The 22552-nt window shown below is 35.0% G+C and carries 29 protein-coding genes and 1 other annotated feature; of the genes, 24 read left to right on the top strand and 5 right to left on the bottom strand.

Annotated features, from left to right (window positions below):
• Positions 1-454 precede the first annotated feature (454 nt).
• Positions 455-1093 (bottom strand): hypothetical protein, encoded by a 639-nt coding sequence (locus tag QH639_RS12120; RefSeq protein WP_131520001.1) that lies wholly within the window; start codon positions 1091-1093, stop codon positions 455-457.
• A 135-nt stretch (positions 1094-1228) separates the two neighbouring features.
• Between QH639_RS12120 and QH639_RS12115 the strand changes: the two genes are divergently transcribed.
• Entirely contained in the window at positions 1229-2113 is an 885-nt protein-coding gene (locus QH639_RS12115; RefSeq protein ID WP_281116109.1) for a gluzincin family metallopeptidase, read from the top strand.
• Between the two features lie 36 nt (positions 2114-2149).
• Here QH639_RS12115 and QH639_RS12110 read toward each other — a convergent pair whose 3' ends face one another.
• Together QH639_RS12110 and QH639_RS12105 are read right to left on the bottom strand one after the other, a co-directional pair.
• Positions 2150-2356, bottom strand: a complete 207-nt coding sequence (locus tag QH639_RS12110) for a hypothetical protein (RefSeq protein ID WP_131520003.1) — start codon at positions 2354-2356, stop codon at positions 2150-2152.
• Between the two features lie 160 nt (positions 2357-2516).
• Positions 2517-2639 (bottom strand): YjcZ family sporulation protein, encoded by a 123-nt coding sequence (locus QH639_RS12105; RefSeq protein ID WP_081456919.1) that lies wholly within the window; start codon positions 2637-2639, stop codon positions 2517-2519.
• A gap of 224 nt (positions 2640-2863) precedes the next feature.
• Between QH639_RS12105 and QH639_RS12100 the strand changes: the two genes are divergently transcribed.
• The 5 genes from QH639_RS12100 (at position 2864) to QH639_RS12080 (ending at position 5141) form a co-directional block, all read left to right on the top strand.
• Positions 2864-3199, top strand: coding sequence for a hypothetical protein (locus QH639_RS12100; protein WP_131520004.1), 336 nt, complete (start codon positions 2864-2866; stop codon positions 3197-3199).
• A 16-nt stretch (positions 3200-3215) separates the two neighbouring features.
• Positions 3216-3623: a hypothetical protein gene (locus tag QH639_RS12095; protein ID WP_259418929.1), complete on the top strand. Its 408-nt coding sequence runs from the start codon at positions 3216-3218 to the stop codon at positions 3621-3623.
• A gap of 48 nt (positions 3624-3671) precedes the next feature.
• On the top strand, positions 3672-4637 hold the full coding sequence (locus QH639_RS12090) for an alpha/beta hydrolase (protein WP_259418928.1): 966 nt from the start codon (positions 3672-3674) through the stop codon (positions 4635-4637).
• Between the two features lie 108 nt (positions 4638-4745).
• Positions 4746-4922 (top strand): hypothetical protein, encoded by a 177-nt coding sequence (locus QH639_RS12085; protein ID WP_193767305.1) that lies wholly within the window; start codon positions 4746-4748, stop codon positions 4920-4922.
• 45 nt (positions 4923-4967) lie between these two features.
• Complete coding sequence (locus QH639_RS12080) at positions 4968-5141, top strand: hypothetical protein (protein ID WP_281116106.1); 174 nt, start codon at positions 4968-4970, stop codon at positions 5139-5141.
• Positions 5142-5317: 176 nt separating this feature from the next.
• Here the strand turns inward: QH639_RS12080 and QH639_RS12075 are convergent, their stop codons facing one another.
• Positions 5318-5671, bottom strand: a complete 354-nt coding sequence (locus tag QH639_RS12075; protein WP_131520006.1) for a hypothetical protein — start codon at positions 5669-5671, stop codon at positions 5318-5320.
• A gap of 190 nt (positions 5672-5861) precedes the next feature.
• On the opposite strand from QH639_RS12075, the gene QH639_RS12070 reads away from it, so the two are divergent.
• From QH639_RS12070 to QH639_RS12020, 11 genes are all read left to right on the top strand, one after another.
• A complete protein-coding gene (locus tag QH639_RS12070) occupies positions 5862-6086 on the top strand; it encodes a hypothetical protein (protein WP_048393782.1) in 225 nt (74 codons plus the stop codon).
• A 214-nt stretch (positions 6087-6300) separates the two neighbouring features.
• Complete coding sequence (locus QH639_RS12065) at positions 6301-6648, top strand: CPCC family cysteine-rich protein (RefSeq protein ID WP_259418927.1); 348 nt, start codon at positions 6301-6303, stop codon at positions 6646-6648.
• Positions 6649-7090: 442 nt separating this feature from the next.
• A complete protein-coding gene (locus tag QH639_RS12060) occupies positions 7091-7996 on the top strand; it encodes an NAD(P)/FAD-dependent oxidoreductase (protein WP_259418926.1) in 906 nt (301 codons plus the stop codon).
• 198 nt (positions 7997-8194) lie between these two features.
• Entirely contained in the window at positions 8195-8692 is a 498-nt protein-coding gene (locus QH639_RS12055; RefSeq protein WP_259418925.1) for a P-loop nucleotide/nucleoside kinase family protein, read from the top strand.
• Between the two features lie 156 nt (positions 8693-8848).
• Positions 8849-9100, top strand: a binding site (T-box leader).
• Between the two features lie 78 nt (positions 9101-9178).
• Positions 9179-10540, top strand: coding sequence for an amino acid permease (locus QH639_RS12050; protein ID WP_112117983.1), 1362 nt, complete (start codon positions 9179-9181; stop codon positions 10538-10540).
• Positions 10541-10737: 197 nt separating this feature from the next.
• Positions 10738-11208 carry a peptide-methionine (S)-S-oxide reductase gene (locus QH639_RS12045; RefSeq protein ID WP_281116196.1) on the top strand — a complete coding sequence of 157 codons (471 nt, stop codon included), beginning with the start codon at positions 10738-10740 and terminating at the stop codon, positions 11206-11208.
• A 429-nt stretch (positions 11209-11637) separates the two neighbouring features.
• Complete coding sequence (locus tag QH639_RS12040; protein WP_281116105.1) at positions 11638-12480, top strand: DUF5700 domain-containing putative Zn-dependent protease; 843 nt, start codon at positions 11638-11640, stop codon at positions 12478-12480.
• Between the two features lie 874 nt (positions 12481-13354).
• Positions 13355-13642 (top strand): RNA polymerase alpha subunit C-terminal domain-containing protein, encoded by a 288-nt coding sequence (locus QH639_RS12035; RefSeq protein WP_281116195.1) that lies wholly within the window; start codon positions 13355-13357, stop codon positions 13640-13642.
• An 18-nt stretch (positions 13643-13660) separates the two neighbouring features.
• Positions 13661-14221, top strand: coding sequence for a DUF4256 domain-containing protein (locus tag QH639_RS12030; protein ID WP_281116104.1), 561 nt, complete (start codon positions 13661-13663; stop codon positions 14219-14221).
• Between the two features lie 133 nt (positions 14222-14354).
• The gene (locus QH639_RS26385) at positions 14355-14588 is read left to right on the top strand and encodes a DUF3953 domain-containing protein (RefSeq protein ID WP_131520384.1); all 234 of its coding nucleotides are present in this window, start codon (positions 14355-14357) and stop codon (positions 14586-14588) included.
• A gap of 335 nt (positions 14589-14923) precedes the next feature.
• Positions 14924-15124: a hypothetical protein gene (locus tag QH639_RS12020; RefSeq protein ID WP_131520383.1), complete on the top strand. Its 201-nt coding sequence runs from the start codon at positions 14924-14926 to the stop codon at positions 15122-15124.
• 177 nt (positions 15125-15301) lie between these two features.
• Here the strand turns inward: QH639_RS12020 and QH639_RS12015 are convergent, their stop codons facing one another.
• Positions 15302-15559 carry a hypothetical protein gene (locus tag QH639_RS12015; RefSeq protein ID WP_225340930.1) on the bottom strand — a complete coding sequence of 86 codons (258 nt, stop codon included), beginning with the start codon at positions 15557-15559 and terminating at the stop codon, positions 15302-15304.
• A 571-nt stretch (positions 15560-16130) separates the two neighbouring features.
• On the opposite strand from QH639_RS12015, the gene QH639_RS12010 reads away from it, so the two are divergent.
• The 7 genes from QH639_RS12010 to QH639_RS11980 all read left to right on the top strand — a co-directional run bounded on the left by QH639_RS12010 (position 16131) and on the right by QH639_RS11980 (position 22550).
• Positions 16131-17444, top strand: a complete 1314-nt coding sequence (locus QH639_RS12010) for a DUF5050 domain-containing protein (protein ID WP_259418922.1) — start codon at positions 16131-16133, stop codon at positions 17442-17444.
• 210 nt (positions 17445-17654) lie between these two features.
• Positions 17655-18347, top strand: coding sequence for an Ig-like domain-containing protein (locus QH639_RS12005; RefSeq protein ID WP_281116103.1), 693 nt, complete (start codon positions 17655-17657; stop codon positions 18345-18347).
• 853 nt (positions 18348-19200) lie between these two features.
• The gene (locus QH639_RS12000) at positions 19201-19539 is read left to right on the top strand and encodes a hypothetical protein (protein ID WP_281116101.1); all 339 of its coding nucleotides are present in this window, start codon (positions 19201-19203) and stop codon (positions 19537-19539) included.
• Between the two features lie 581 nt (positions 19540-20120).
• Positions 20121-20417 (top strand): hypothetical protein, encoded by a 297-nt coding sequence (locus tag QH639_RS11995; protein WP_281116100.1) that lies wholly within the window; start codon positions 20121-20123, stop codon positions 20415-20417.
• Between the two features lie 307 nt (positions 20418-20724).
• Positions 20725-21156: a BrxA/BrxB family bacilliredoxin gene (locus QH639_RS11990; RefSeq protein WP_004228455.1), complete on the top strand. Its 432-nt coding sequence runs from the start codon at positions 20725-20727 to the stop codon at positions 21154-21156.
• On the top strand, positions 21144-21932 hold the full coding sequence (locus tag QH639_RS11985; RefSeq protein ID WP_281116099.1) for a class I SAM-dependent methyltransferase: 789 nt from the start codon (positions 21144-21146) through the stop codon (positions 21930-21932). Before QH639_RS11990 ends, QH639_RS11985 begins: the two co-directional genes overlap by 13 nt.
• A gap of 63 nt (positions 21933-21995) precedes the next feature.
• Entirely contained in the window at positions 21996-22550 is a 555-nt protein-coding gene (locus tag QH639_RS11980; protein WP_259418920.1) for a hypothetical protein, read from the top strand.
• Positions 22551-22552: the final 2 nt, after the last annotated feature.

The following is a 22552-nucleotide window of genomic DNA, read 5'->3' as shown; positions in this document are numbered from 1 at the left end:
CATTGTATTGTTACCTTTATGGAATGAAGTATGTATGATTGAAGTAAAAGTGTTCGAGTATAGGTTATACAAACAATTGAAGATATTTCCTGACATGACGATTGACAAAAAATAAGGAGTGATACGGTTCATCATAATAAATGGTGTGGAACCAATCATTTTGTCGGAGCCTTCTATATTTTGTCGGAGCCTTCTATATTTTGACCAACATAGGTATTCGATAGAAAATTTAAAATAACCTCTAACATAAATCTACGTCCCATCATAACGAATTAATTTTATATTGGATGGCGATGACGTGTGCAATAGGCAAAAAATAGAAGGGGCACGGATAGAAGTGCCCCTTAGTAACAAATCGGGAGGTGCCATGTTAAACGAATCTGTTTAACACTACTTCTATTTATATGATAAGATTACTTGGTTTTATAGACCATCATCTTGCATATGCTAAAATTTACACATCGTAGCGAAGAATAGCTGTTATCCAGTCCTTTACTAATAGTTGCCATTGGAGCTGTGAACTATCTAAGGGAAGAGAAAGACTTTGCAGCTCTTTAGGGAGCAAGTGTATTTTATGACGTATTATTTCATTGTCAGGTGATTCTGTATCAATAAATAAAAGATAGCGTCCGATTAAATCTTCCTTATACATAGATGGATAATCAAGGGCTTTTAATACACGTGTAGAAAATTCCACACCATTTATCCTTACTTCAAAATGTCCCCGCACATTAAATTCACAGTGAATATGTGTACCAGATAATCGACGTAGCGCTTGTAGGAAAGCAGCTAATGTTCTTTCACTAATGAAAGAGGTTTTCCAATAGTATTGACTTTCTTCATGTTTACTTGAATTAGCATCATATGTATCATATCTTATTTCTAATGTTTCTTCGGCTTCGTCAGATTCTTTCCTAGTGAGGTAGTGCCGAGCAATTTTTTTAATGGTGTGATGATCTAAGTCACATCCATAGCTGAGAATAGTTACTTGTCTACGCTGTGCTTTGGCAAATAACCGCATTTCTAAATTTGCATCACTATTTAAATCCCAGCCATAGCGTGGATTGTAATGAATACACGTACTTTTGTTCATTGCGACCTCCTTTTTGCCATGTCTACTAACATTATAAATAATTTTGTCTAATTTTCCCTATTTTTCTTTTAAAAATGAAACTTTTGGATTTTAAGTTTCGTATAAACTGGAAAATACTTTTTTTAGGAGGTAATTATGGCTAAATGGAGAGGCACAATCTTTCTTTGTACATTGCTATTAACAGCCTGTACAGCAGAAACCGTTCAACCTAAAGACCAAATACAGGAAGAGCAAAACGATGAAAATATTGTGGTCACAAAGGATGGCAAAATAACCTTTGAGATTAAGAATGAGATTGGTGTTCCACCAGAAAAAGTAGAGGCTATAAAGGATGAAATTGTAACAGCATACGACCACATAAAGGCTTCTATACATACTTCCTACACGCCATCCGAGCACATAAACGTATGGTTTAAGGAAGACGGTCTATCCTGGGGGCTTGCATCGAAAATCGAACTAGTTGGCGTTCAAGAAGATTCCTATCCACTTGTCCATGAAATGACCCATTCTTTACTTGGCTATGGCAACAATTTTGGATCAGACCATGGCTATTTTACACAAGAGGGTTTTGCAAGTTATATGGAGGAGCAATATGGGAAAAAAGAACAATTTTCCTTTGAAAAATTCATGAAGCATTATTTGGATTCAGATAAGTTAATTCCTATTAGTAAGTTAATTGATCCAAATCAAGATGATGTCTATTTTCGCCCAGCACTTTCAAGTGAAGAACAGAATCGAGTCATGATGGAGATGAGCTACACGCATGCGGCATCATTTGTTAAATTCTTAATTGATACCTACGGACTCGAAAAGTTTGAACATATATACAACGAGAAAGAACTAGCGCAAAAATTAGAGGAAGTTTACGGGAAGAGTAGTAGTGAGTTAGAAAAGGAATGGTTAGCATTTATTCAACAACAACAAGGATTTACGCATGAGGAAAAGTTAAAATCGGGATTCTTTTATGATATGAATACAACTCTTCTTCAAATAGATCCAAAATATTTTGCCAATGAATAATATTTTCTAAATTATTCAAGTAAACCCAAGTGCTCTTTATTCGGAGCTCGTGGGTTTACTTGTGTATGAATTCGGATGAAACTGTCTATGTAATAAATGAACGCCCAGTAAAATGAACAGACCACCAATGATTCTTAATAATATATTTTTGAGAAATACAGTATCGTCAACCGTAATGACAATCAACATAGGGCCAACCATAATCAATGCAATGCCTAACAATGCTTTAATTACTCTCATCATGTAAAATTCACCTCAAATTTACCATTTCAGATTTGATTATCGCACGATTGTCTGAAAAGGAAAAGGGTCACTAGGCTGGTAAAGTGACCCTAATAAAATAGCTAGTATGACCTTACAGAACTTAGGAGTCTGTAAAAGGGTTAGGTGCTAATTGGGATGATTAGTACATGAAAGAAGCGCCAACAATAATTAAAAGAATGAACAGAACGACGATTAATACGAATGTTGAACCGTAATAGCCGCCACCGCCAGAGTCGCCGCCATAATAGCAGCTGTTGTTCATGTTACCTACGTTTCCATTGTATCCCACTGAAAATCCCTCCTTTCTACAACTTATAATATGTATGCTTGCAGAAAGGAGAAATGGTATTTACCCTATGGTTCTAAAAAATGCTGAAAACATTCTTGTAGAAGAAGGTTTTTTATTTACTTAATTTTTATTTTTTTACATAATTAGAGAGTAGTGTTAGATTTACAAGTGAAGTTAGAAAAGAAAGTGGGCGTTACATGCTACGGGAAAAGCTAAAGCAAAAAATCATAAGTGAACCAACCGAATGTATGGCTTATTTAACAGAATTAGTGAAGTCAAATCGAATTTATGATGGGGAAGTATTGGCAATCATTATAGATATTATAAAAAATGGACCTGATCAATTAACCAACACACAGTGGGATGTTTTGTTAGATAAGGGTTTATTACCTGATCTCTATGTAGAATGTGATAGCTGTGAAGATACCATTCCCTGGTCAGAAATGTACCGTGCGATCTTCATAGCGAGAGATCATTATTGTCCCTTTTGTAGATATATAGAAAATAAAGAGAATACAAGGTTATTAGACTAGGATGGTAGAGGCAACAATGAAATGGTTCATGATAACTGCCGAATGGCTATTGTTTTTATATGTGGTAATTTGTCTATTGAGCTTTAACATAATTCACCTTGGAAACCTTCTCTATGTGGATATGCCGCATGAAGAAGCGATGACTGTGACAACATCCTTTGCGCAGACCTCACTGTTCATTATAGGAATAGGTGCTGTTTGTTTCTACTATATGAAGTATTTAAGGGGGAGTAATGCTTATAAAAGATCAAAGGCAGTGATCTGGGGAAGTCTATTTACCTGCCATGCATTGGCAAGCTGCTTTTATTTGTTCATGCGATATGGGCTGATATGGAATCAGCATGAAGCAATGGAGCTTTTATTATCGACGGTCATTAGTTTCATTTTAACCATTCAGGCAGTTATGAAATATTACAGGTGTTAAAGGACCGAAACTGGATTGTGTATAAAATGCAGGATATAGGTGAGAAATATGAAAAGAGGATTTAAACGCATTATGTTAATTATATTTACAATTATCATTTCATTATTTGTGTTGATTCTTACTTTGAGTTTTATTAATCATAAAATACAATTATCAAAAGAAGAGGTACGATTTGTTCCAACTGGGCAACTTGTAGAAGTTAATGGTCATCAAATGCACGTTTATACAGAAGGAAAAGGAGAAGATACACTTGTTTTTATGTCTGGTGGTGGTACGAGCTCACCTGCATTAGATTTTAAATCACTTTATACTTTGTTAAGCGATAAATATAAAATTGTTGTTGTTGAAAAAGCAGGTTATGGATTTAGCGAAGTCACAGATATTGACCGAGATATTGATACAATTCTAGCTGAAACAAAAGAGGCACTTTTTAAATCAGAAATTGAAGGTCCATATATTTTACTCCCGCATTCGATGTCTGGCATTGAAGCCTTGAAATGGGCGCAAGATTACCCTGATGAAATAAAAGCTATTATTGGATTAGATATGGCTGTTCCTGCTGTATATGAAGAAGTATCTATCAATATGTTCCTCGTTCGATTAGGTGCTTTTACTGCTAAGACTGGTTTGACCAGATGGATTCCAAATCTATCGGAAAGTGATGCAATAAAATATGGGAATTTAACAGATGAAGAGAAAGTGTTGTATAAAGTAATTTTTTATCGAAGAACATTGACTAAAGATATGGTTAATGAAATAGATTATATAAAAGCAAATGCGAAAAAAGTCAAAGAAGCTGGAATCCCGAACATGCCTATGCTTTTGTTTTCATCGAATGGTGTGGGGACTGGTTTTGACAATCAAAAGTGGAATGGAATTCAAAATGACTTTATTAATAGGATTGATAAAGGTAAATTGATAGAGTTAGATTCATCTCACTATATTCATAGTATTGACTATGAGCGAATAGCTGAGGAATCAGAGGCCTTTATAGAAAGTTTACATCGTTACTAGCGGAGCGCATTAATTAACTAATATTGAGTTGCAAATGCAGCTCTTTTTTCTTTATTAAACTAACGGAGTAGTTTAGTACTATAAGAAAGTAATATATAAGGAGGCCACATGAAAAAAATAATATTATTTTTTTCCCTACTAGCTGTTTTGTTAGTTACTTCGGGTTGTTTGAATGAAATGGGTGGGCAAAAAATAACTGTACAGAAACGAACTGGTGAAGAAAATATTTTTGAAGACTTTAAAGAAGTCAATCAAAAAAACAAGTGGAAAAAGCGATTGAAATAGTGGAAAATGCTAATTGGATAAATAAAAAAATAGAAATGGCACGCTATGCTGACTACCAATTTCAATTTCCATTTAAGAACAGTAGCGAAATCGCTTTGGGTTAGCCAAAATGGTGAAAATTTAGAAATTGTTACGGATAGTGATAATTATGTGAAATTAACAAAGCAAGATTCAGAAAATCTCTATGAAGTTTTACTAGGGGAAAAATTAATAAAATAATGTCATGTCTTAAATACGCTTCAACTAACAAAGTCTTAACCTTAACTTAAAGACCAATGGTAGTTTAGTTTGAAGAGCTTTGTTTGACTTGCGTCCAACAAACAGGGCCAGATTGCTGAATAACATTCTTTAACGAAAGGTTCGAAAACGATGCTTTGGAGATTTTTAAAGTTACACTACATTTTAAAAACAGCATCTATTGTGCATACATATGGAAGCTGCTCTTTTTCAGCGTAGATGTTGACATAAAATGTGATTTTTGCGTTGCCAAAAGTATGCGTTTCTTCTTTATCTGCATACACTTCAAAAAAATCAATCGTGTAATGTTTATATCCATCTTTCTCCATGTAACACCAAACTTCATCAGCTTTTCGTGGATCAAGGCCTTTAGTATGTAAAAACTCGACAAGCGTATTATTTTTCATAATTTGCTCCGCATAAAAAATACAATCCTCACATAGGCAATGATCGACAGTACCAACAAGTTCTCTCTTCGCATAAAATTGCTCATTTAATTGTTTCGTGTTCATGATGTCCTCCAATAGATTAATGGTTTGATTTTATCAATAATTCAAAAATTTTTGCACATTTATTTATTCATATAACGAAGTAGAGTGTTGAAAATAAATGTAATATACTTAAAAAAATGTATGGATAATATATGTTATAATAGTTATTAATTACACAATTATCGATTAAATAGTTTCAAGGAGGTTATTTATGAAAATAACCGAAGGCTACGGCAAAGTGATGATAGATGATTTTGAATTTTATGGTGAAATTAAACAAGATAAATGTTCTAAATGCAAATATAATTTAGTATATTACGATGATTTTGATTCTTATTTTTGTCCTAATTGTAATAGTTGGACTGAATCAAAATGTAGTGACCCTACTTGCAAATATTGCTCTAATAGACCAGAAACACCTTTAACTCGCAAATAACGAAATTAAACTCCCCTGAAGGTACTTAATCATCTTTCATTGTCTATGGAGACATGCTAATTTTGACCTTCGTTGATGGCTAAATGAATGCTCAGTAATAAGGAGATTACAATTTTAAACTCATAATATTTTATCAAAATGAAAAGAGAAAGATTGTTGTTCCAGAACTTAGGTAAAGAGAATTTGAAGGACTTTACCAGGAGGTTTCTCAAAAATGAAAAACGAAGAAAATAAGACAAATAAATTCATGCCAAACATAAACTACGATGATACAACTAACTGCGAACATGACATTGAATCTGATATAGTAGTTGGAAATTCACCATGCCCTTGCTGCGAGTTTATTACAATTCCGAACAATGGCGATGCCCTTGCTTATATTTGCCCCGTATGTTTTTGGGAGATAGATTTGTTTATTCAAAGTAATGTTGAGGCAAGTGACCAAAACCATGGCTTAACATTGACTGAAGCAAGAAAAAATTATCAAAGTTTTGGGGCAGTATTGCCCATGTTAAAGAAGTCTTGCAGACAACCAAAAAAATATGAATATCCAACAAAATGAAGAAGCAGATTTAAAGTTGATTGGAGTGGAAAACAGCGACTATGGGAGGAGCGAAGCAAACCCTCCAGAATGCGTACGTCTGAAACAGAAATCAACGGTTTTAAATTGTTCAAGATTCGGGCGCGATTTTGCAATAAGGAACAGCGCTCGTATTCATCTGGATCTTCACATAAAAAATATTGTGTTGTTACTTTATGTTTTGATTCATATATACCCGAAAGACTCAGGAAGCTATTGAACAACTATTATCAAATTTATCTTGAAAAAATCTACCACAATTGTGCGCATTTCTTTAAAAAGGAATGCGTCTTTTTTAATACGAAATAAACAAAAACTTCGCGTTATTAGTGTGTAAAGAATGGAAATCCATGATGTAGGAAATAATGTAGTTCTCGAATGCAAATTACAATTCAAAAGAAAGCAAATCAATACGGAGGTAAAAATGACTGTTCTTGATTGTATCATAATAGGCGGAGGTCCTTCTGGGTTAAGTGCTGGCTTAACTTTAGGAAGAGCTAGGAGAAATATTGCATTAATGGATGATGGGACAAATAGGAATAGAGTGACACAGGCGTCACATGGATTTATTACGCGTGATGGGATAAAACCAGAAGCATTTAAAGAATTAGCGTTAAAAGAGTTGGTGAATTACCCGTCCGTCTCCTATCTTAATGCGACAGTTACTGAAATTATAAAGGATATAGGTAATGAGCGATTTACTGTCAAAACATCTACGAGTCAGGAATTTGTTTCAGAAAAAATCATCCTCGCCACCGGTGTTCAAGAAATATTTACTATACCAAGTATAAGAAAGTTTTATGGAAAAAGTCTATTTAGTTGTCCGTATTGTGATGGCTGGGAGCAAAAGGATAGGCCATTAGTGGTGATGGCAGAAAAAGAAGAGCATGTACTGCATTTGACTAAGTTGATTTATAATTGGTCACAGGATTTGGTTGTCTTAACGAATGGAGCTCACCTATCTAAAGAAGGTAAGATGGAGTTACAAAAACACAATATCAAAATAATATCAGAAAAGGTAAAAGAACTCATAGGTAATGATGGGTACTTGCAAAAAATAGAGTTTGAATCAGGAGCCACCATTATAAGGTCGGGTGGATTTGTGGCCCCCTCTTATTATCGCCCCAATCAGTTTGCTGAGAAGCTTGGCTGTGATATTGACGAAGATGGAAAAGTCATAACAGATGGTGTTGGTAGAACAACTCAAAAAAATGTATATATTGCAGGGGAAACCGAAAGATCTAAACCTTCCACTTTAATGATTTCAGCTGCCAAAGGTAATAAAGCTGCTGTTTCAGTAAATACTGATTTAACGATGGAACGCTTTTGATGACGTCATAACACTTGGAATAGGATCTTAGCAAAACATATCAGCTAATGTATTCTCAATATTGTGTTAGAGTTACTATAAGAAATGACGAAGAACGGATTTTACTTGTAGAATCCGTTTTTCTTGTTCCAAAACTTATAGTTTTACAAGGTAGGGTAACAACTAAAACCAATAAAAAAAGCTCGGGGGAAGAAAAACATGAAACAAGTGGGGACTCTATATTTTTTCTGTGGAAAAATGGGAGCAGGAAAATCAACAAAATCAAAACAATTGGCTAAAGAAAAAAATGCGGTACTTTTATCTGAGGATGAATGGCTTTCCTCTCTTTATCCCAATCAAATCACATCATTTGAGGACTATTTAAAATTATCGGCACAGCTCAAGCCGATGGTGAAAAAGCATGTCCAAGACATATTGAGTGTTGGTACGCATGTAGTAATGGATTTTCCAGGTAACACTCAAAAACAGCGAAAGTGGTTTTTGGATATAGCGTCAGGCGTCAATGCAAACCATCAACTAATCTACCTTAATTTAAATAACCAGCAATGCTTGCGTCAAATTGCGCAAAGGCGTAACGAACAACCCGAAAGAGCAGCTTTTGACACGGAAGCGACGTTTATTGAAGTTACTAAATTTTTTGAAACACCAGAAGCTTCTGAGGGTTTAAATATATGGGAGTTTAGTGGGAAAGAATAACACAGAATTTTAGCAACAGAAAAAATTAGCTGAACTAAACCGCCTATAGAATTGTCATATGTAATTTATGCAGTTTATAAAGAATTTTTTAAAATTATATTGACAAACTATTTTTTTTCTGTAAAATGAAAAACAATTCAAAAATATTTGTATAGAACAAAGGCTATGAAAAGAAGTAGTATCAATTATTTTTACGAACAGAAAGTTACCGGTCGATGAGAGGTGCATGTAAAACGATTGAGAATTCATCTTGGAGCTGTGTACCGAAAGGATTATTCTAAGTAGGCTACGCCGGTAAGCACCCGTAATCATGTGCGAGAGTATCGTCAAATGACCGTACTTCTTAAGGTAAGTAATGTGAATTGCTTATAAATTAAAGGTGGTAACACGAGTTGAATCGTCCTTTTGGTTAATCCAAAAGGGCGTTTTTTTTATTCCTTTTTTGAGCAAGTATTTGAAAATCTAAACGTATGAGGAGTAAGCATTATGAAAGATAATCATCAAGATTCACAACTAAAGCGGGAATTAAGTACGCGTCACATGCAATTAATTGCACTTGGCGGGTCCATTGGGGTCGGTTTATTTTATGGCTCTAGTTCAACCATTCAAATGGCGGGACCATCTATTTTACTAGCTTATTTAATTGGCGGGTTAGTTATTTTCACCATTATGCGTGCATTAGGCGAAATGGCAGTAGCAGAACCTGTATCAGGCTCATTCAGTATGTACGCGAATAAATATTTAGGGCGCTTTGCTGGTTTCTTATCTGGATGGACATATTGGTTCATGTGGATTGTCGTGGGCATGGCAGAACTAACAGTTGTCGGTGTATATATTAACTACTGGTTTCCAGATATTCCACAATGGGTAACTGCCCTTGTCGTACTTGTGATGATGACGCTTGTAAATTTAGCAAATGTAAAAGCATACGGAGAATTCGAATTCTGGTTTGCGATGATTAAAGTTGTGGCAATTATCGGGATGATCGTCCTAGGATTAGCCATTATTTTCTTCGGTGTCGGCAACCACGGTGAAGCAATTGGCTTTGATAATTTATGGGCACATGGTGGCTTCATGCCAAACGGTTTCCATGGTATTTTAATGTCACTTGTATTAGTTATGTTCTCATTTGGTGGGGTTGAGTTAGTGGGTATTTCTGCAGGAGAAGCAAAAAATCCTAGCAAGTCTATTCCATCAGCGATTAACAACATCGTTTGGCGTATTTTAATTTTCTACATTGGGGCATTAGGCGTTATGATGGTTATTTACCCTTGGAACGAAGTTGGCTCAGAAGGTAGCCCGTTCGTTCAAATTTTCGATTACGTTGGCATCCCTGCTGCGGCTCACATTATTAACTTTGTCGTCATTACAGCTGCAATGTCTGCCTTTAATAGTGGCTTATATGGTTCAGGACGTATGCTACACAACTTATCGGTACAAAAAAATGGTCCAGAATATTTTAAAACAGTAAGCAAAAACGGTAGTCCGAGTCGAGGGATTTTATTTTCATCAGCTGTGTTATTAATCGCAGTTGTCTTAAACTATGTAGTACCTGAAAAAGTGTTCATCTATATTTCTGCTGTTGCGACGGTTGCTGTTATTACAAGCTGGATGATTATTTTATTAGCACAATTGAAATTTAGGAAGTCAAAAACGAAAGAGGAAGTAGCCAAACTGAAATTCAAAATTCCGCTTTACCCACTTTCTACGTATATTGCTATTGTATTTTTATTAATGGTGATTGTGTTAATGGCGTTTATTCCAGATATGCGTGTTGCCCTATATGTGGCACCAGTTTGGTTTTTCATCTTATTTATTGGCTACAAAGTAATACATGTTAAAAAGTAGTGACATCAATACATTTAGCTGATACTTCTACAGCGCAAACGCTTGGTTGAAAATATACTCGATTCGTTACACCTATCTAAGGATTAATAATTTTTATCTATTAGTAAACATACTTTCTTGAATGTGAAGAGTGCCTTTCTTTATGAATAGGTTCGTAATAAAATTGATCTGTATTTAGACAAAAAAGGAGGGGCATGATGGAAGTAATATATTTGGCTGGTGGATGTTTATGGGGCGTACAAGCTTTTATAAAAACACTACCAGGAGTTACGTTTACAGAAGCGGGAAGAGCGAATGGAACAAGTCGTACGCTTGAGGGCGATTATGACGGGTACGCTGAATGTGTAAAAACAGAGTTTGATCCAACAGTTGTAACCATTCGAGATTTAATGGGCTATTTATTCGAAATCATTGATCCTTACAGTTTGAATAGACAAGGACAGGATGTTGGTGAAAAATATAGAACAGGCGTATATAGTGAAAATCCTGAGCATTTAAAAGAGGCGAAGGCATTTCTTAGAGAGCGAAATGATTACGAGCTTATAATGGTTGAAGTGTTGCCCCTAACAAATTATGTCAGAAGTGCAGAGGAACATCAAGATAGATTAACCAGATGTCCAAATGATTATTGTCATATTGGAGCAGAAATTTTAAATAAATATAAATAACGGAATTTACAAGACCTTTCTTTTTAAACTACACAACAGTTTTGAGGGGGAAGTGGATGACACTATCTATTCTGTTTGTCTGTAAAATGAGAGAGACAGCTATTTGTAAACATTATACCTAAAAATGATAGTTAGAATAAGGAAGATAGTGTATTGGTATATAGTATTGAACAATGTATTATCAAATCAATACATCACTATTATTTTTTAAAGATAAAGCCTGTATCTTCAATTACCAAGTAATTATGGATACAGGCTTTTTTTGTGGCCTTTTAATAAAGATTGATAATAATTAAGTTCGATTAGTTATAATAAATTTTTGATGAAAAAACTGTATGAAATAAGCAGGAACTAAAAATTATTTGGAGAAATTTAAAAGTATAGTTCAAATTAATGAAGAGGATTGTTATATAATGGAGGACGGTAATTATGAACATTTATAATACAGTTCCATATTTTTTATTAAACTACAAGCCTTCGGAGCGGTTCTTAAAACACTACCATGAAAAGTTCTCCCAACACTTCAAGGAATATTTTCTGTATCATTGTAAAAATGCAGATGAGAAGATTAAAAACGCAATTCAAAAATATCCTTCCAAAATGAGTGAGATAAAGGAATCGAGTGGAAAAATCGAAAGTCTAATTCAACAAGTTGTGTTAACTTACAGACAAAAATATAATGTCGAGTTCACTAAAGATGTACATATTATTGTTGGAGCATATGGGTCAAATGCATTTACACATCGTCAAATTATTCCTGAAGTGACTTTTTGTTTAGAAAAGCTCTCTTCTAATGATAAGCATTTAAAAGTAATTATTGCTCATGAATTTGGTCATACGCTTCATAATATTTTATCAGATCAGGAGGGTATGGATTGGTCTAAAGTTCAGTGGTTTCATCCCTTTACAGCGCTGTTTCAGGAAGGTTGTGCAACGTATTTTTCAGAACAAGTTGCTGATGCTGATAAATCGGTCTATTTTTTATACGATGATAATGGAGAAGAATGGTTAAGATTTGCAGAGGAAAACAAAAATGATATTATCACTACTTTTTTGGATGATATAAACAAACGTACACAATCTGAAATTATTCATGAATGGTTTTCAATTAATGGAGGTTCCAACTTTGGTTTCACACGTTTAGGGTATTTTATTGGCTACAATGTGATTCAAATCTTAATTGAAAAGTATCAAGAGAAAGAGGCTGTTACACTTTGGAAAGAATCTACCTTCAATAAAGAAATAGAGAATGTGCTTTTAGAACTTACTTAAAATGATTTATTTAGAGTTAAGTTATTTGACATTCGGGCGCGATTGTCGAGTAACAGAGGATGAAAATGAACAAGCTTTTTATAAAAAACAAACTTAAAACTGCTAAAGAAGAGTCCATTTTGAACAATCTCTTTCAAAATGGATTCTTCTTATTTATCTTAAAACAAGTATTTACGAGAGGTGTTGCTCGAACTTATTTCAACTTGCTTCTCTGAATAGGAAATAACATATCTTTATCTCTCATCGCATTTGTAAACATGCCATTACGATACACAACTGGATTCCCTTTAATCCTTCCACTAGCTTTAAGCTAAAGAAATAAAGAACATACCCTATCTATGATGGCATTGACAGTAGAAACTTTAAGGTCATCTTCAATATATTCGTAATCTAATCTCCACATTTCCATGAAATCTATATGGGTTTTTGAGCCACAATTTGAAGTTAGTAAGAACATCAGGTTTACCGTCTAAAATATCCAACCCTTTTAACTTCAAATACACAATGCATAAGTTGTAGTAGTATGTTCTTATCGTATTAGGAGAATACTTCTCGTTCTGCTCTTGCTTGTATCCTATCAAGATATTCTTTTACCAATGATTTAAAACTACTCCCTTGCAGTATAGATTTCCAATAAAAAATTCACCGTTCATTTTGTTCAAGAGGTTTTGGTCCAATGTAGAGGTTAGGCTGTTTTAACAGATTTTTTGATGAGTAATTGAATTTGGCTAAAGTTAACTATAGAAAGTTGCTATATCGTAAATGTAGCAGCAACTTCATTAGAGCGTGAATTGCAGAAAAATTAAAGTTTCCATTTTCAATCCCTTTGATGAAATATGGTAAAATGGACAAAAGCATAAGGTTTGGAGGGATGATGTTGGCAGAAAAAAGGTTAAAAGTTTGTGAAAAAGGACATCCATTTTACAAAAGCACAGATTGTCCAAGCTGCCCTACCTGTGATCAGGAAAATAAACCTAGCAGTGGCTTCCTTTCCAAATTGAGTTCACCTGCAAGAAATGCATTCGTACACGCAGGTATTGATACGTTGGAAAAACTATCAATGTATACGGAAAAGGATATCTTAAAACTGCATGGTATTGGACCAGCCTCCTTACCGATTATGAGATCATCATTGAAAGAAGAAGGCTTGTCATTTAAATAAGTGAGGGGGAAGACAACAATGTCAACGAAAGAATTATCACAAGAGCAAACCGAGGAACTAATTAATACTTTGCAAGTTCGCTTCGAGAAAAATACATCTCGTCATGAAGGGCTTGATTGGGCAAATGTCCGAGCTAGGCTGGAGGCTAATAGGGAGAAACTATGGTCGCTCCACGAAATGGAGGCAACAGGCGGTGAACCAGATGTAGTAGGCTATGATGCAAACACGGACGAGTTCATTTTTTATGATTGTTCTGCGGAAAGTCCTAAAGGTCGCAGAAGTTTATGTTATGACCGTGAAGCATGGGAATCTAGAAAAAATCACAAGCCTGAAAATACGGCTATGGATGTTGCAAAGGAAATCGGCATTGAGCTGTTAACAGAGGAGCAATATCGCCAACTACAGGAGCTTGGCAAGTTCGATTTAAAAACATCAAGCTGGGTACAAACACCTGACAACATTCGCAAACTAGGCGGAGCTATCTTCTGCGATCGTCGCTATGACATGGTCTTTATGTACCACAATGGGGCAGAATCCTACTATGCGGCAAGAGGCTTCCGTGGATCGTTAAGAGTTTAAGAAACAAAGGCATATGTCCGATCTGCGGATGAGCATATGCTTTTTTCTATGGAAATATAGTTATGCCAATGTCTTTCTAGTTAGCTATAACCTTTAGTAGTGTATGATAAACTAAAAGGGGAGGTGGAAAGTTATGTTAAATTGTTTAAAAATTATTTTTTCCATCACAGGCATATCTCTCGCAGCTTACGGACTAATCACACAAGATTTCCAATTGAATTACCTCATGATATTGTTCTTAGGCCTTTTCATGTTCACTTTAGGCATTCAAGAATTTCAAAAACAGCGAACAGTTTATGGTTGGTTCCTAATGGGGGTATCTATATTTTCAATCTATGTGTCCGTTCAAAGCTTTGTCTTGATTTAAAGGAAGCAGCCACTGATTTTCGTAATACCATACATCGATCAAGTCCTTCCAGCCATTTTCATAAATCACTTCCATAATGGCCCTTCATCTGAGGGGTTTTTGTTAAAATTGCATGGCATTTTTTATTCTGTCGATGTCATCAGGAAATGCAAATGTTTTTCCACCGCTTTAACCGTTTCATTATACCCTATAAGAAATAACAAAATGAATAATAAGATTATTTTCTTCATTATTTCCCTAGATACTTTATAGATTTGATGGGTCAGACTCGCTCATCGCTCATATCAGATATTTTTATGTTATAATTTACATAAATTACATAATGAGGTGATAAGATGGAGAATGAAAAATTGGTTTGCAAGGTTTGTGGTCGAGATAAATTTACGACTGGACAGGTGGGAGGTACTACAAGCCAAGGCAATATAAGACCTATTGGCGCAATTATGGCAGTAGGGTCACCACTCCAAATGACTTTTTGTAAAAACTGTGGCGAAGTTGCTTCATTTAAAGTAGTAAAACCACAGAATTTTAAATAATCGTTGAAAGGATCATTGATAGGAAAGTGATCCTTTTTATATAGTGGACGTTTAAAAGGGGATAAGGATTTAAAAGCATACATGATGTTCGACTTTGGTTAATTGAATACCATGATATGAAACCTCTTACAAGACAAACACCCTCTAATTCGTTAAAGGGTGTTTTGCTAATAAATACTAGATCGAGTTTCGATAAGCTCTCAAAGTTGAATGTAAGTTTGAATTCGAACTTGCGATTGATTTTTTATAGTTATACATACCTAATGGGCTTAAATGATTAGAACTAGATCCTAATAACCCTTGCTTTACAGCGCTTTTTAACGTTTCAATTTGTTTGCTAGATAGTTTAGAAGTTTTACTTTCTTCAAGAATTTTATTGACATTATTTATTTTTTCTTGATCCTCTTTTGATGTAGCTTTCACTTCCTTGCTCATTTGTCGCGTCAACCCATAATACTTAGACGAGGACTTTCGGGACATTAAATATTGCATAGTGGAAAATTTCGTTGTCATCATGATACATTATCACCTTCCTATTCACATTTTTAGTTCCATAGTTGTTATCGTACTGGAATTGAAAAGATTTAGTATATTTACTTTTTTTAGTAATTTGAGTTCGAGCTTAGTTAACTTAATGATAAAAACTTAGAGTTGTCAAAACTGAGGTAGAATTTCTCTAGGATTCATCCCAATTATTAATCAGTTAAGATCCTTTCATATGGTCAAGAATTTATTTACTACATTATTACTATGCAGCTAATTAAATAATGTGCTATTTTCAAAAATATTGTTGGATCTCCTTGCAATACAGTAGTTGACAGCATTTTCTTTATCAATATTTAGTATTTAATTAATTCTATATAAATAAGAAGTTCAATCATTTAAATAAATAAACGACTTTTTAATTAATAAATTGTATTATTGCATATTTTTTTCAAAATTATAGAAAATGTATGGTGAATTTTTGTAACATACAAGATACAATACTTACTAGGGAGGTAAATTTATGAAAAAAATATTCAATGTGCTTTTATTATTAATTTTTACTTTTATCTTATCAACTTCTATACCTGTATTAGCCAATGAAACAGTTAAAGCAGAAGGAGAATTTGATGAATTTGGTATCAGGAATCATAATTTAATCAAAAATGAGTTTGATCCTATTAATCCATCGGATGGATGGGAGACAATACATTCAAAGAATAGTGTTGAATTAAATAAAAAGTGGACTATTACATTTACTGGTAGCACTGTGAGTGTCGATAAAATTGCTGGAATCGTAATTGAAAAAGATGGTAGCTTTCTTCCTGTGAAAATTGAGTTACACCTAAATGAAAATAAGGCGACTATAGAAACGGTAAAAGATTATTTAGGAGATCAGTCATATACCGTAAGGGTATTTCTTGAAAATGGACTAAAATATAAAATGGATTTTACTACCAAATCCAAACATTTAAATTCCTCAAATTATGGAAACTCAACTGGTAATCTTCTAAACGGAGGCATTGTAGCAGAAGATAATGACTGGATTTATTATGCTAACTCGAGTGAAAACAATACTTTATATAAAATAAATAAGTCCGATTCAACCAAAATTAAATTAAGTGACTTAGAGTGGGTATCACATATCAATGTTCTTGAAGGGTGGATATACTTCTTTAGTGCTCAAAATGAAGACAGTATGGGTTATATACATAGAATCAGAACTGACGGTACGGACCTGCAAAAGATAACTACTAGCAATGACATTTTCAGAGTTAGTAATAATGGCTGGATTTATTTTAAAGATATGATGCCAGCTAATAATGGCAATGGCTATTTTAAAATAAAACACGATGGTACACATCGTCAAATAATAATGAGTGATGAATATTATTATCATACTCCGATTATTGAAAATGACTATATACTCTATACGTTTGGTGATTCAACCCAACTTGTTTTATATAATCTAATTAATAATAGTAATTCGATAATCACTACTGATATTCATACAATTTTTAATTATATATTAGTTGATGATTGGATTTATTATCAGAACGGAATTAATAAAATTTACAAAATGAAATTGGATGGTTCTGATAAATCTGAAGTAATAGATAATGTAGGAATTTTTAATATAAATAGAGATTATATTTATTTCACCAATTCTGATAATTATATCTATCGAATGAATATGGATGGATCAAATATTCAACAATTAAATAGTATGCCATCTCATAATATAAATATAATTAATGACTGGATTTATTTTGAAGATCAAGAGTGGAATTATTACCGTATGGGGCCAGATGGTTCATTATTACAAGAAGTAAATTAAACACTAGATTCTTCTAGAGAATACATTGCACTGCGGAATTATTAAAATATATTTAAGCAAGTCACCCATTTGAAAACCTAAATGAATGGGTGACTTTTTATTTTGAAGAATATATCTTTCTTTAATATAGACAGTATACTATGGTTAGATTCTCTGCTTTGCTCACACCTTTTCGAATAAAGTTGAAGAAGGTAAGACATCAATGCTTTAATGAGTATTGACCCATATGTTTTCTACAATTCTTTCTATACTAGTAGAACAGCAGAAACAACCCAATCAGGCACAATAACGTGGTCATCAAGCAATACAGGTGTTGCAACAGTTCATTCTAGTACAGGTGAAATTACTGCTCACACACCAGGCATCACAACCATTTCGTATACAAGTAGGAATGATAAAATGAATTCTCTGAGTCTCACTGTATATGATGAGGCAACAGCAAAAAGCCCAACATATTCGCAAGTACTGCAAATGGATGAAGTAATAACAGCTTCAGTAGGAGCAGGCTCATCTGCAACAGCAACAAACAAAAGTTTTGTAGCTGAACCAACAAGTGTAGCGACAGTGAATACTACAACTGGCCAAGTAACAGCTATAAGTGCAGGTAGCTCAGTTATTACGTATGTAGGAATGGATGCTAATGGCGTAGTAATTGAAAAAGGTACGACAACTGTGACAGTTCATCCACAAGCAGCAGTAACAGCAATACCCATGGTGCCAGCACCTTATTCAGTTATTGGCTGGGGCTCAGCAGCAACTAATTTTACGCCTCCAGGAGTCGGACAATCCATCATCTGGACTGTAACAAATGGTACAGGAGCTGCAACAATTCAGCAAAGTACAGGGGCTATAAGAGGTGTCAATAATACTGGGTCGATGACATGGATTTTTAATTTCCAATAGAACAAATTTTACAAGCTAAAGGATGCGTCTAGCGACGTGTCCTTTTATAGTGCCGTTCATTCGTTTGAGGGTGGTTTATTTGAAATAGATTTTGTCAATACGATTATTTTACTCTTGGCATATCTATTATTATTATTATTATGGTTGGTTTCTTTAGCTATAATTTTATGTTCACACGAAAAAGCTTGTTATATCCCATTTCGAGTGGTCGTCTCAGAGAACAAAAGTTAATTCTTTGATCGGTGAAACACCTAAACCTATAGTAAAGGATGGTGATAAAATGCCATTTACAAACGTAACCTTAAAGCAGCAGTACGTGACTATCTTAAACAAGAAGTGGACAAAAAGCTTATTGATATATCACACCTTGAAAAGTTTGACGCTGGTACACTGACTAACGGTGATTTAAAGGGGGAGGAAATTATCATTACGCAACGAACATACTAAAAATCATAAGACCGGCAAAGCTATTTTAGGCGAGCTGAACTTAATACATAATAAAAAGTGACGATTCTGTGAAAAATATTGTTGAATTTAATAACGAAACTTAATGACAATGTCAAGTCTTTTAGTTTGAATTTCACTAAAATGTTGCTTTTATTATATAAAAAAATAAAAAATGCGCCAAATAATGACGGTATAAGTGGCGTGATTTGGCGTACTTTCTAAATAATTAATTTAACACCGCCAAAAAATGGCGTTGTAGGCGTCAGATAGTGACGTAAACATAATGTTGAATTACTATTTTGAGAAATGGTAGGATGGGTTTAACTCGAGGATTACTAAATTGCTATAGCCACTAGTTTAACTATAAGGAAAAGGTGATTTATACAATGAAAAAACAATTTCATACGTGCTAATAAGTTGTTTATTTTTTGCATTTAATCTAACTCCGGCTTTTGCTAGTAGTAATGAAGATCACACAATTGAAAACATTGTTTTTCAAGAAAGTTCTAGTGTTAATGAAAGGGTAATTAATACCTTAGATGAAAATGGAATAGAATATACTATAGAAGAAAATAATATTATCCTCAAAAATCCTTCTCCTGAATTGGTGGAAGAAGCAAACGGTTTAGTAGAAAAAAGCTTTTTAAATGAAGTAAACTCACAAGAAAATACCATTAATCAAATTTCTCCATTTGCTGCTACGTATCCAACAAATTGGGTACATAATCCACTTTACGACACATAGGGTAGTACTACAATTGAAAAAGCTGGTAAAGTAACTGTCGCCGCAGCAGTATCGTATTATTTAATTAACGTTACAAGTATCTACAATAAATTTGTAAGATCTGTAGTAGCAGCGGTTGGAACTTTCTTCTTTGTAAATGGTGGGACAACGGATAAAGTATACTATACTTCAACACATGCTTGGAGAGAGTTAGGCCCTGGTTCATTCAGTCCAACTAATGGGCAATTCTTAGGTGACTATGAAATAATGAGATATGAAAAAATAACAAATGCTGCAGGGGATATCGTTGATAGAAATACACGTTATGCGAAATCGACTGTTATTGAACCGATTTTTTAATAATATTAATAAAGCATAAAAATTAAGTGTTTACTTACTAGTTTTAGAGCTTGGATAAAGGAGGAACAGATGTATAGAGCTTTATTAAGATATATCGCTGCTATTTTTGTTTTGTTAATAAGTTCTTACTTTATTTTTGATGAATCATTTATGAAGGCACTTAAATTTACAATTCTTATGGGTATAATTTTCGTAGTATTTGAATTTCTTGATAAAAACAGAGATAAAAAGAAGGACTAAACATGTATCATTTCCAAAGCCCAGGTAATCAATTAATTTTGAGCCGGGGCTTTTTTTATGTTTTTATTTACTGTCTCTCTTACTTTTTACATAAAATCAGAAAATCTCTTAGTGACCAAATGAAGAAAAGTAATGGTAAAACAGTGATGAATAAAAACCCTAAAATGAATGAAATCATAGTGATTTCTTCGCTATCAGTTGCCATAACACCGATGAAAAGCCCTAATGGACTAGTCGCACAAAAAATCAATAAATTGGTCACGCAGGTAATGATAAAGATAAAAAATGGGTATACATAATAATCCGAACGATGTGAACGTCATTTAACTCACCTCAATTTCAATTCTGAAAATTGCCCTTTAGAATGTTAGACCTTCAAAATCTTAACAATGTATTGCTCTAATTCATCTATGTAATTATTTCCACAAACTAATACGTGATAAAATGTAAAACCACTATCCGTTACACAAATAAGTCACCAAAATCACAAAAAAGTCACATTCCCCCCGAAAACCCACGAAATCAGGCGAAAAGCATGTCTTTGTACATTCACACAAAACCTTGCTATAATAAGGTTTGCGAATACATAGGAAAGAGGGTAAAAGCATGAACGCTTATGATGAATATATGAAGCAGGTTGTGAAGCCGATGCGTGAGGAGCTTGTGGAGGCTGGTTTTACGGAGCTGACGACTGCGGATGCGGTGAATGAATTTATGGCGGAGACGAAGGGAACTTCGTTAGTGGTGATTAACTCGGTTTGTGGTTGTGCGGCAGGGCTTGCTCGTCCAGCGGCGCGTGAGGCAATTGCAGCGGTGAAGCCAGATCATCTTGTGACGGTGTTTGCGGGGCAGGATCCAGAGGCGACTGCGGCGATGCGTGGTTATTTTGAGGATGTGCCACCTAGCTCACCATCTATGGCGATTTTAAAGGATGGGGAGTTGGCTTACTTTATCCCACGTGAACAAATTGAGGGATTCCCTGTGGAGCAGATTGTCTCTCATTTAACTGGCGTGTTAGAGCAAACATGCGAGAACTAAAAACGATTGTGACGACAGCGGGCAGACCAGACGATGTATCGATGGCGCTCGCTGCTTTTGCGTGTCAAGAATTAGGTGCTGCGTTTGAGCCACGAAACAAGCGCTCTGTTCGCAAAATTTCCCAGGAGTTGCAGGCACATGTGATGGTCGCTGGGAAGAATCGCTTCGAGTATTATGCCTATGGGGCGCAGGAGCCGTTTTTCTTTCACCCCAATTCTGCGGCGTTTCGATTAAAGCGTGTGGCCCGTGGTGAGGCAGAGCCTTTTTTGGAAGCGGCACAGCTTCAACTGGGGGATTCGGTGTTGGATTGTACGTTAGGTTTAGCGGCAGATGCCATGTTAGCGGCTTATACAGTGGGTGAAGCAGGTCGTGTTGTGGGACTGGAAGCAAATCCAAATGTAGCGTTTATTGTTAGACAGGGGATGCAAGCCTATGATACATCCGAGCTACCGTTAACTGCCTGTATGCGACACATCGAGGTAATACAGTCTGAGGCTGTTCGCTATTTAAAAACCCTACCAGACAACGCATTTGATGTGGTTTATATGGACCCAATGTTTGAGAAGGTTATAGAAGAGGCCAATAATTTTCAGGCATTACGGTTAGCAGGGGAGCATGTCACATTAACCGATGAATGGGTTTATGAAGCCAAGCGTGTAGCGAAAAAGCGTGTGGTGTTAAAGGCACATTTTCGCTCAGAGTGGTTTGCGACCTATGGCTTTCAGCAGCATGAACGGATCACTGCAAAATTTCATTATGGTGTGTTAGAGGTATAGAGGCTTGTTCTTGAGACAAGCCTTTTTTTAGTATATGGTAATAAAAGAGGAGGGTGGAATAATATGGTGAACAATGATAGACGAACTCCCTTTGAGCTAGAGTTGCTGGCGAATGCACAATCGTTGATCTGCACAAAACCGCCTATTCCATGGGCCTATGAAACGAGTATTGCTGCCAATGGTGTTTTGGCTTGCGGTTGGGATCATGAGGAAAACATCGTGCTAATTAGTGGCTCTGGCTATAGTGTCACTGAGCCTATAACAGGTCGTCGTCTTCATCGAGAACGAGACGTGGATGAAACCTACGACAGAATGAGTGATGACCGTTTAACGTTTCAATTGCCTCAGGGGACAATATCTATTTTCGGCTTTGAAGCTGGGGATGGGATTCATGTGACAGCAGATGGCTGGCAGGTTGAAGTTATTTATCCTTGGTGGCCACGTGCAACAGTGGTACTCGATTATCTTTATACAACTAATTATACTTATTTAAAAAATGCGACAGCTATTGATTTACAGCGATTGGATGGCATGATTAAATGTGGATTTTCGCCATCTGGCAAGCATTTAATAATAATGGGCTCAGGCGGTGCATTGATTTATTCGAGAAAGGGATGAGG

Source organism: Lysinibacillus sp. 1 U-2021 (assembly GCF_029916965.1).
Taxonomy (GTDB): domain Bacteria; phylum Bacillota; class Bacilli; order Bacillales_A; family Planococcaceae; genus Lysinibacillus; species Lysinibacillus capsici.
This window is presented reverse-complemented; position numbering and strand designations above follow the sequence as displayed.

Bases quoted from the DNA above. Each gene is read 5' to 3' on its own strand.
- QH639_RS12120 (WP_131520001.1), bottom strand. From the start codon at position 1,093: ATGAACAAAAGTACGTGTATTCATTACAATCCACGCTATGGCTGGGAT.
- QH639_RS12115 (WP_281116109.1), top strand. From the start codon at position 1,229: ATGGCTAAATGGAGAGGCACAATCTTTCTTTGTACATTGCTATTAACA.
- QH639_RS12110 (WP_131520003.1), bottom strand. From the start codon at position 2,356: ATGATGAGAGTAATTAAAGCATTGTTAGGCATTGCATTGATTATGGTT.
- QH639_RS12105 (WP_081456919.1), bottom strand. From the start codon at position 2,639: ATGAACAACAGCTGCTATTATGGCGGCGACTCTGGCGGTGGCGGCTAT.
- QH639_RS12100 (WP_131520004.1), top strand. From the start codon at position 2,864: ATGCTACGGGAAAAGCTAAAGCAAAAAATCATAAGTGAACCAACCGAA.
- QH639_RS12095 (WP_259418929.1), top strand. From the start codon at position 3,216: ATGAAATGGTTCATGATAACTGCCGAATGGCTATTGTTTTTATATGTG.
- QH639_RS12090 (WP_259418928.1), top strand. From the start codon at position 3,672: ATGAAAAGAGGATTTAAACGCATTATGTTAATTATATTTACAATTATC.
- QH639_RS12085 (WP_193767305.1), top strand. From the start codon at position 4,746: ATGAAAAAAATAATATTATTTTTTTCCCTACTAGCTGTTTTGTTAGTT.
- QH639_RS12080 (WP_281116106.1), top strand. From the start codon at position 4,968: ATGCTGACTACCAATTTCAATTTCCATTTAAGAACAGTAGCGAAATCG.
- QH639_RS12075 (WP_131520006.1), bottom strand. From the start codon at position 5,671: ATGAACACGAAACAATTAAATGAGCAATTTTATGCGAAGAGAGAACTT.
- QH639_RS12070 (WP_048393782.1), top strand. From the start codon at position 5,862: ATGAAAATAACCGAAGGCTACGGCAAAGTGATGATAGATGATTTTGAA.
- QH639_RS12065 (WP_259418927.1), top strand. From the start codon at position 6,301: ATGAAAAACGAAGAAAATAAGACAAATAAATTCATGCCAAACATAAAC.
- QH639_RS12060 (WP_259418926.1), top strand. From the start codon at position 7,091: ATGACTGTTCTTGATTGTATCATAATAGGCGGAGGTCCTTCTGGGTTA.
- QH639_RS12055 (WP_259418925.1), top strand. From the start codon at position 8,195: ATGAAACAAGTGGGGACTCTATATTTTTTCTGTGGAAAAATGGGAGCA.
- QH639_RS12050 (WP_112117983.1), top strand. From the start codon at position 9,179: ATGAAAGATAATCATCAAGATTCACAACTAAAGCGGGAATTAAGTACG.
- QH639_RS12045 (WP_281116196.1), top strand. From the start codon at position 10,738: ATGGAAGTAATATATTTGGCTGGTGGATGTTTATGGGGCGTACAAGCT.
- QH639_RS12040 (WP_281116105.1), top strand. From the start codon at position 11,638: ATGAACATTTATAATACAGTTCCATATTTTTTATTAAACTACAAGCCT.
- QH639_RS12035 (WP_281116195.1), top strand. From the start codon at position 13,355: ATGTTGGCAGAAAAAAGGTTAAAAGTTTGTGAAAAAGGACATCCATTT.
- QH639_RS12030 (WP_281116104.1), top strand. From the start codon at position 13,661: ATGTCAACGAAAGAATTATCACAAGAGCAAACCGAGGAACTAATTAAT.
- QH639_RS26385 (WP_131520384.1), top strand. From the start codon at position 14,355: ATGTTAAATTGTTTAAAAATTATTTTTTCCATCACAGGCATATCTCTC.
- QH639_RS12020 (WP_131520383.1), top strand. From the start codon at position 14,924: ATGGAGAATGAAAAATTGGTTTGCAAGGTTTGTGGTCGAGATAAATTT.
- QH639_RS12015 (WP_225340930.1), bottom strand. From the start codon at position 15,559: ATGAGCAAGGAAGTGAAAGCTACATCAAAAGAGGATCAAGAAAAAATA.
- QH639_RS12010 (WP_259418922.1), top strand. From the start codon at position 16,131: ATGAAAAAAATATTCAATGTGCTTTTATTATTAATTTTTACTTTTATC.
- QH639_RS12005 (WP_281116103.1), top strand. From the start codon at position 17,655: ATGAGTATTGACCCATATGTTTTCTACAATTCTTTCTATACTAGTAGA.
- QH639_RS11995 (WP_281116100.1), top strand. From the start codon at position 20,121: ATGTATCATTTCCAAAGCCCAGGTAATCAATTAATTTTGAGCCGGGGC.
- QH639_RS11990 (WP_004228455.1), top strand. From the start codon at position 20,725: ATGAACGCTTATGATGAATATATGAAGCAGGTTGTGAAGCCGATGCGT.
- QH639_RS11985 (WP_281116099.1), top strand. From the start codon at position 21,144: ATGCGAGAACTAAAAACGATTGTGACGACAGCGGGCAGACCAGACGAT.
- QH639_RS11980 (WP_259418920.1), top strand. From the start codon at position 21,996: ATGGTGAACAATGATAGACGAACTCCCTTTGAGCTAGAGTTGCTGGCG.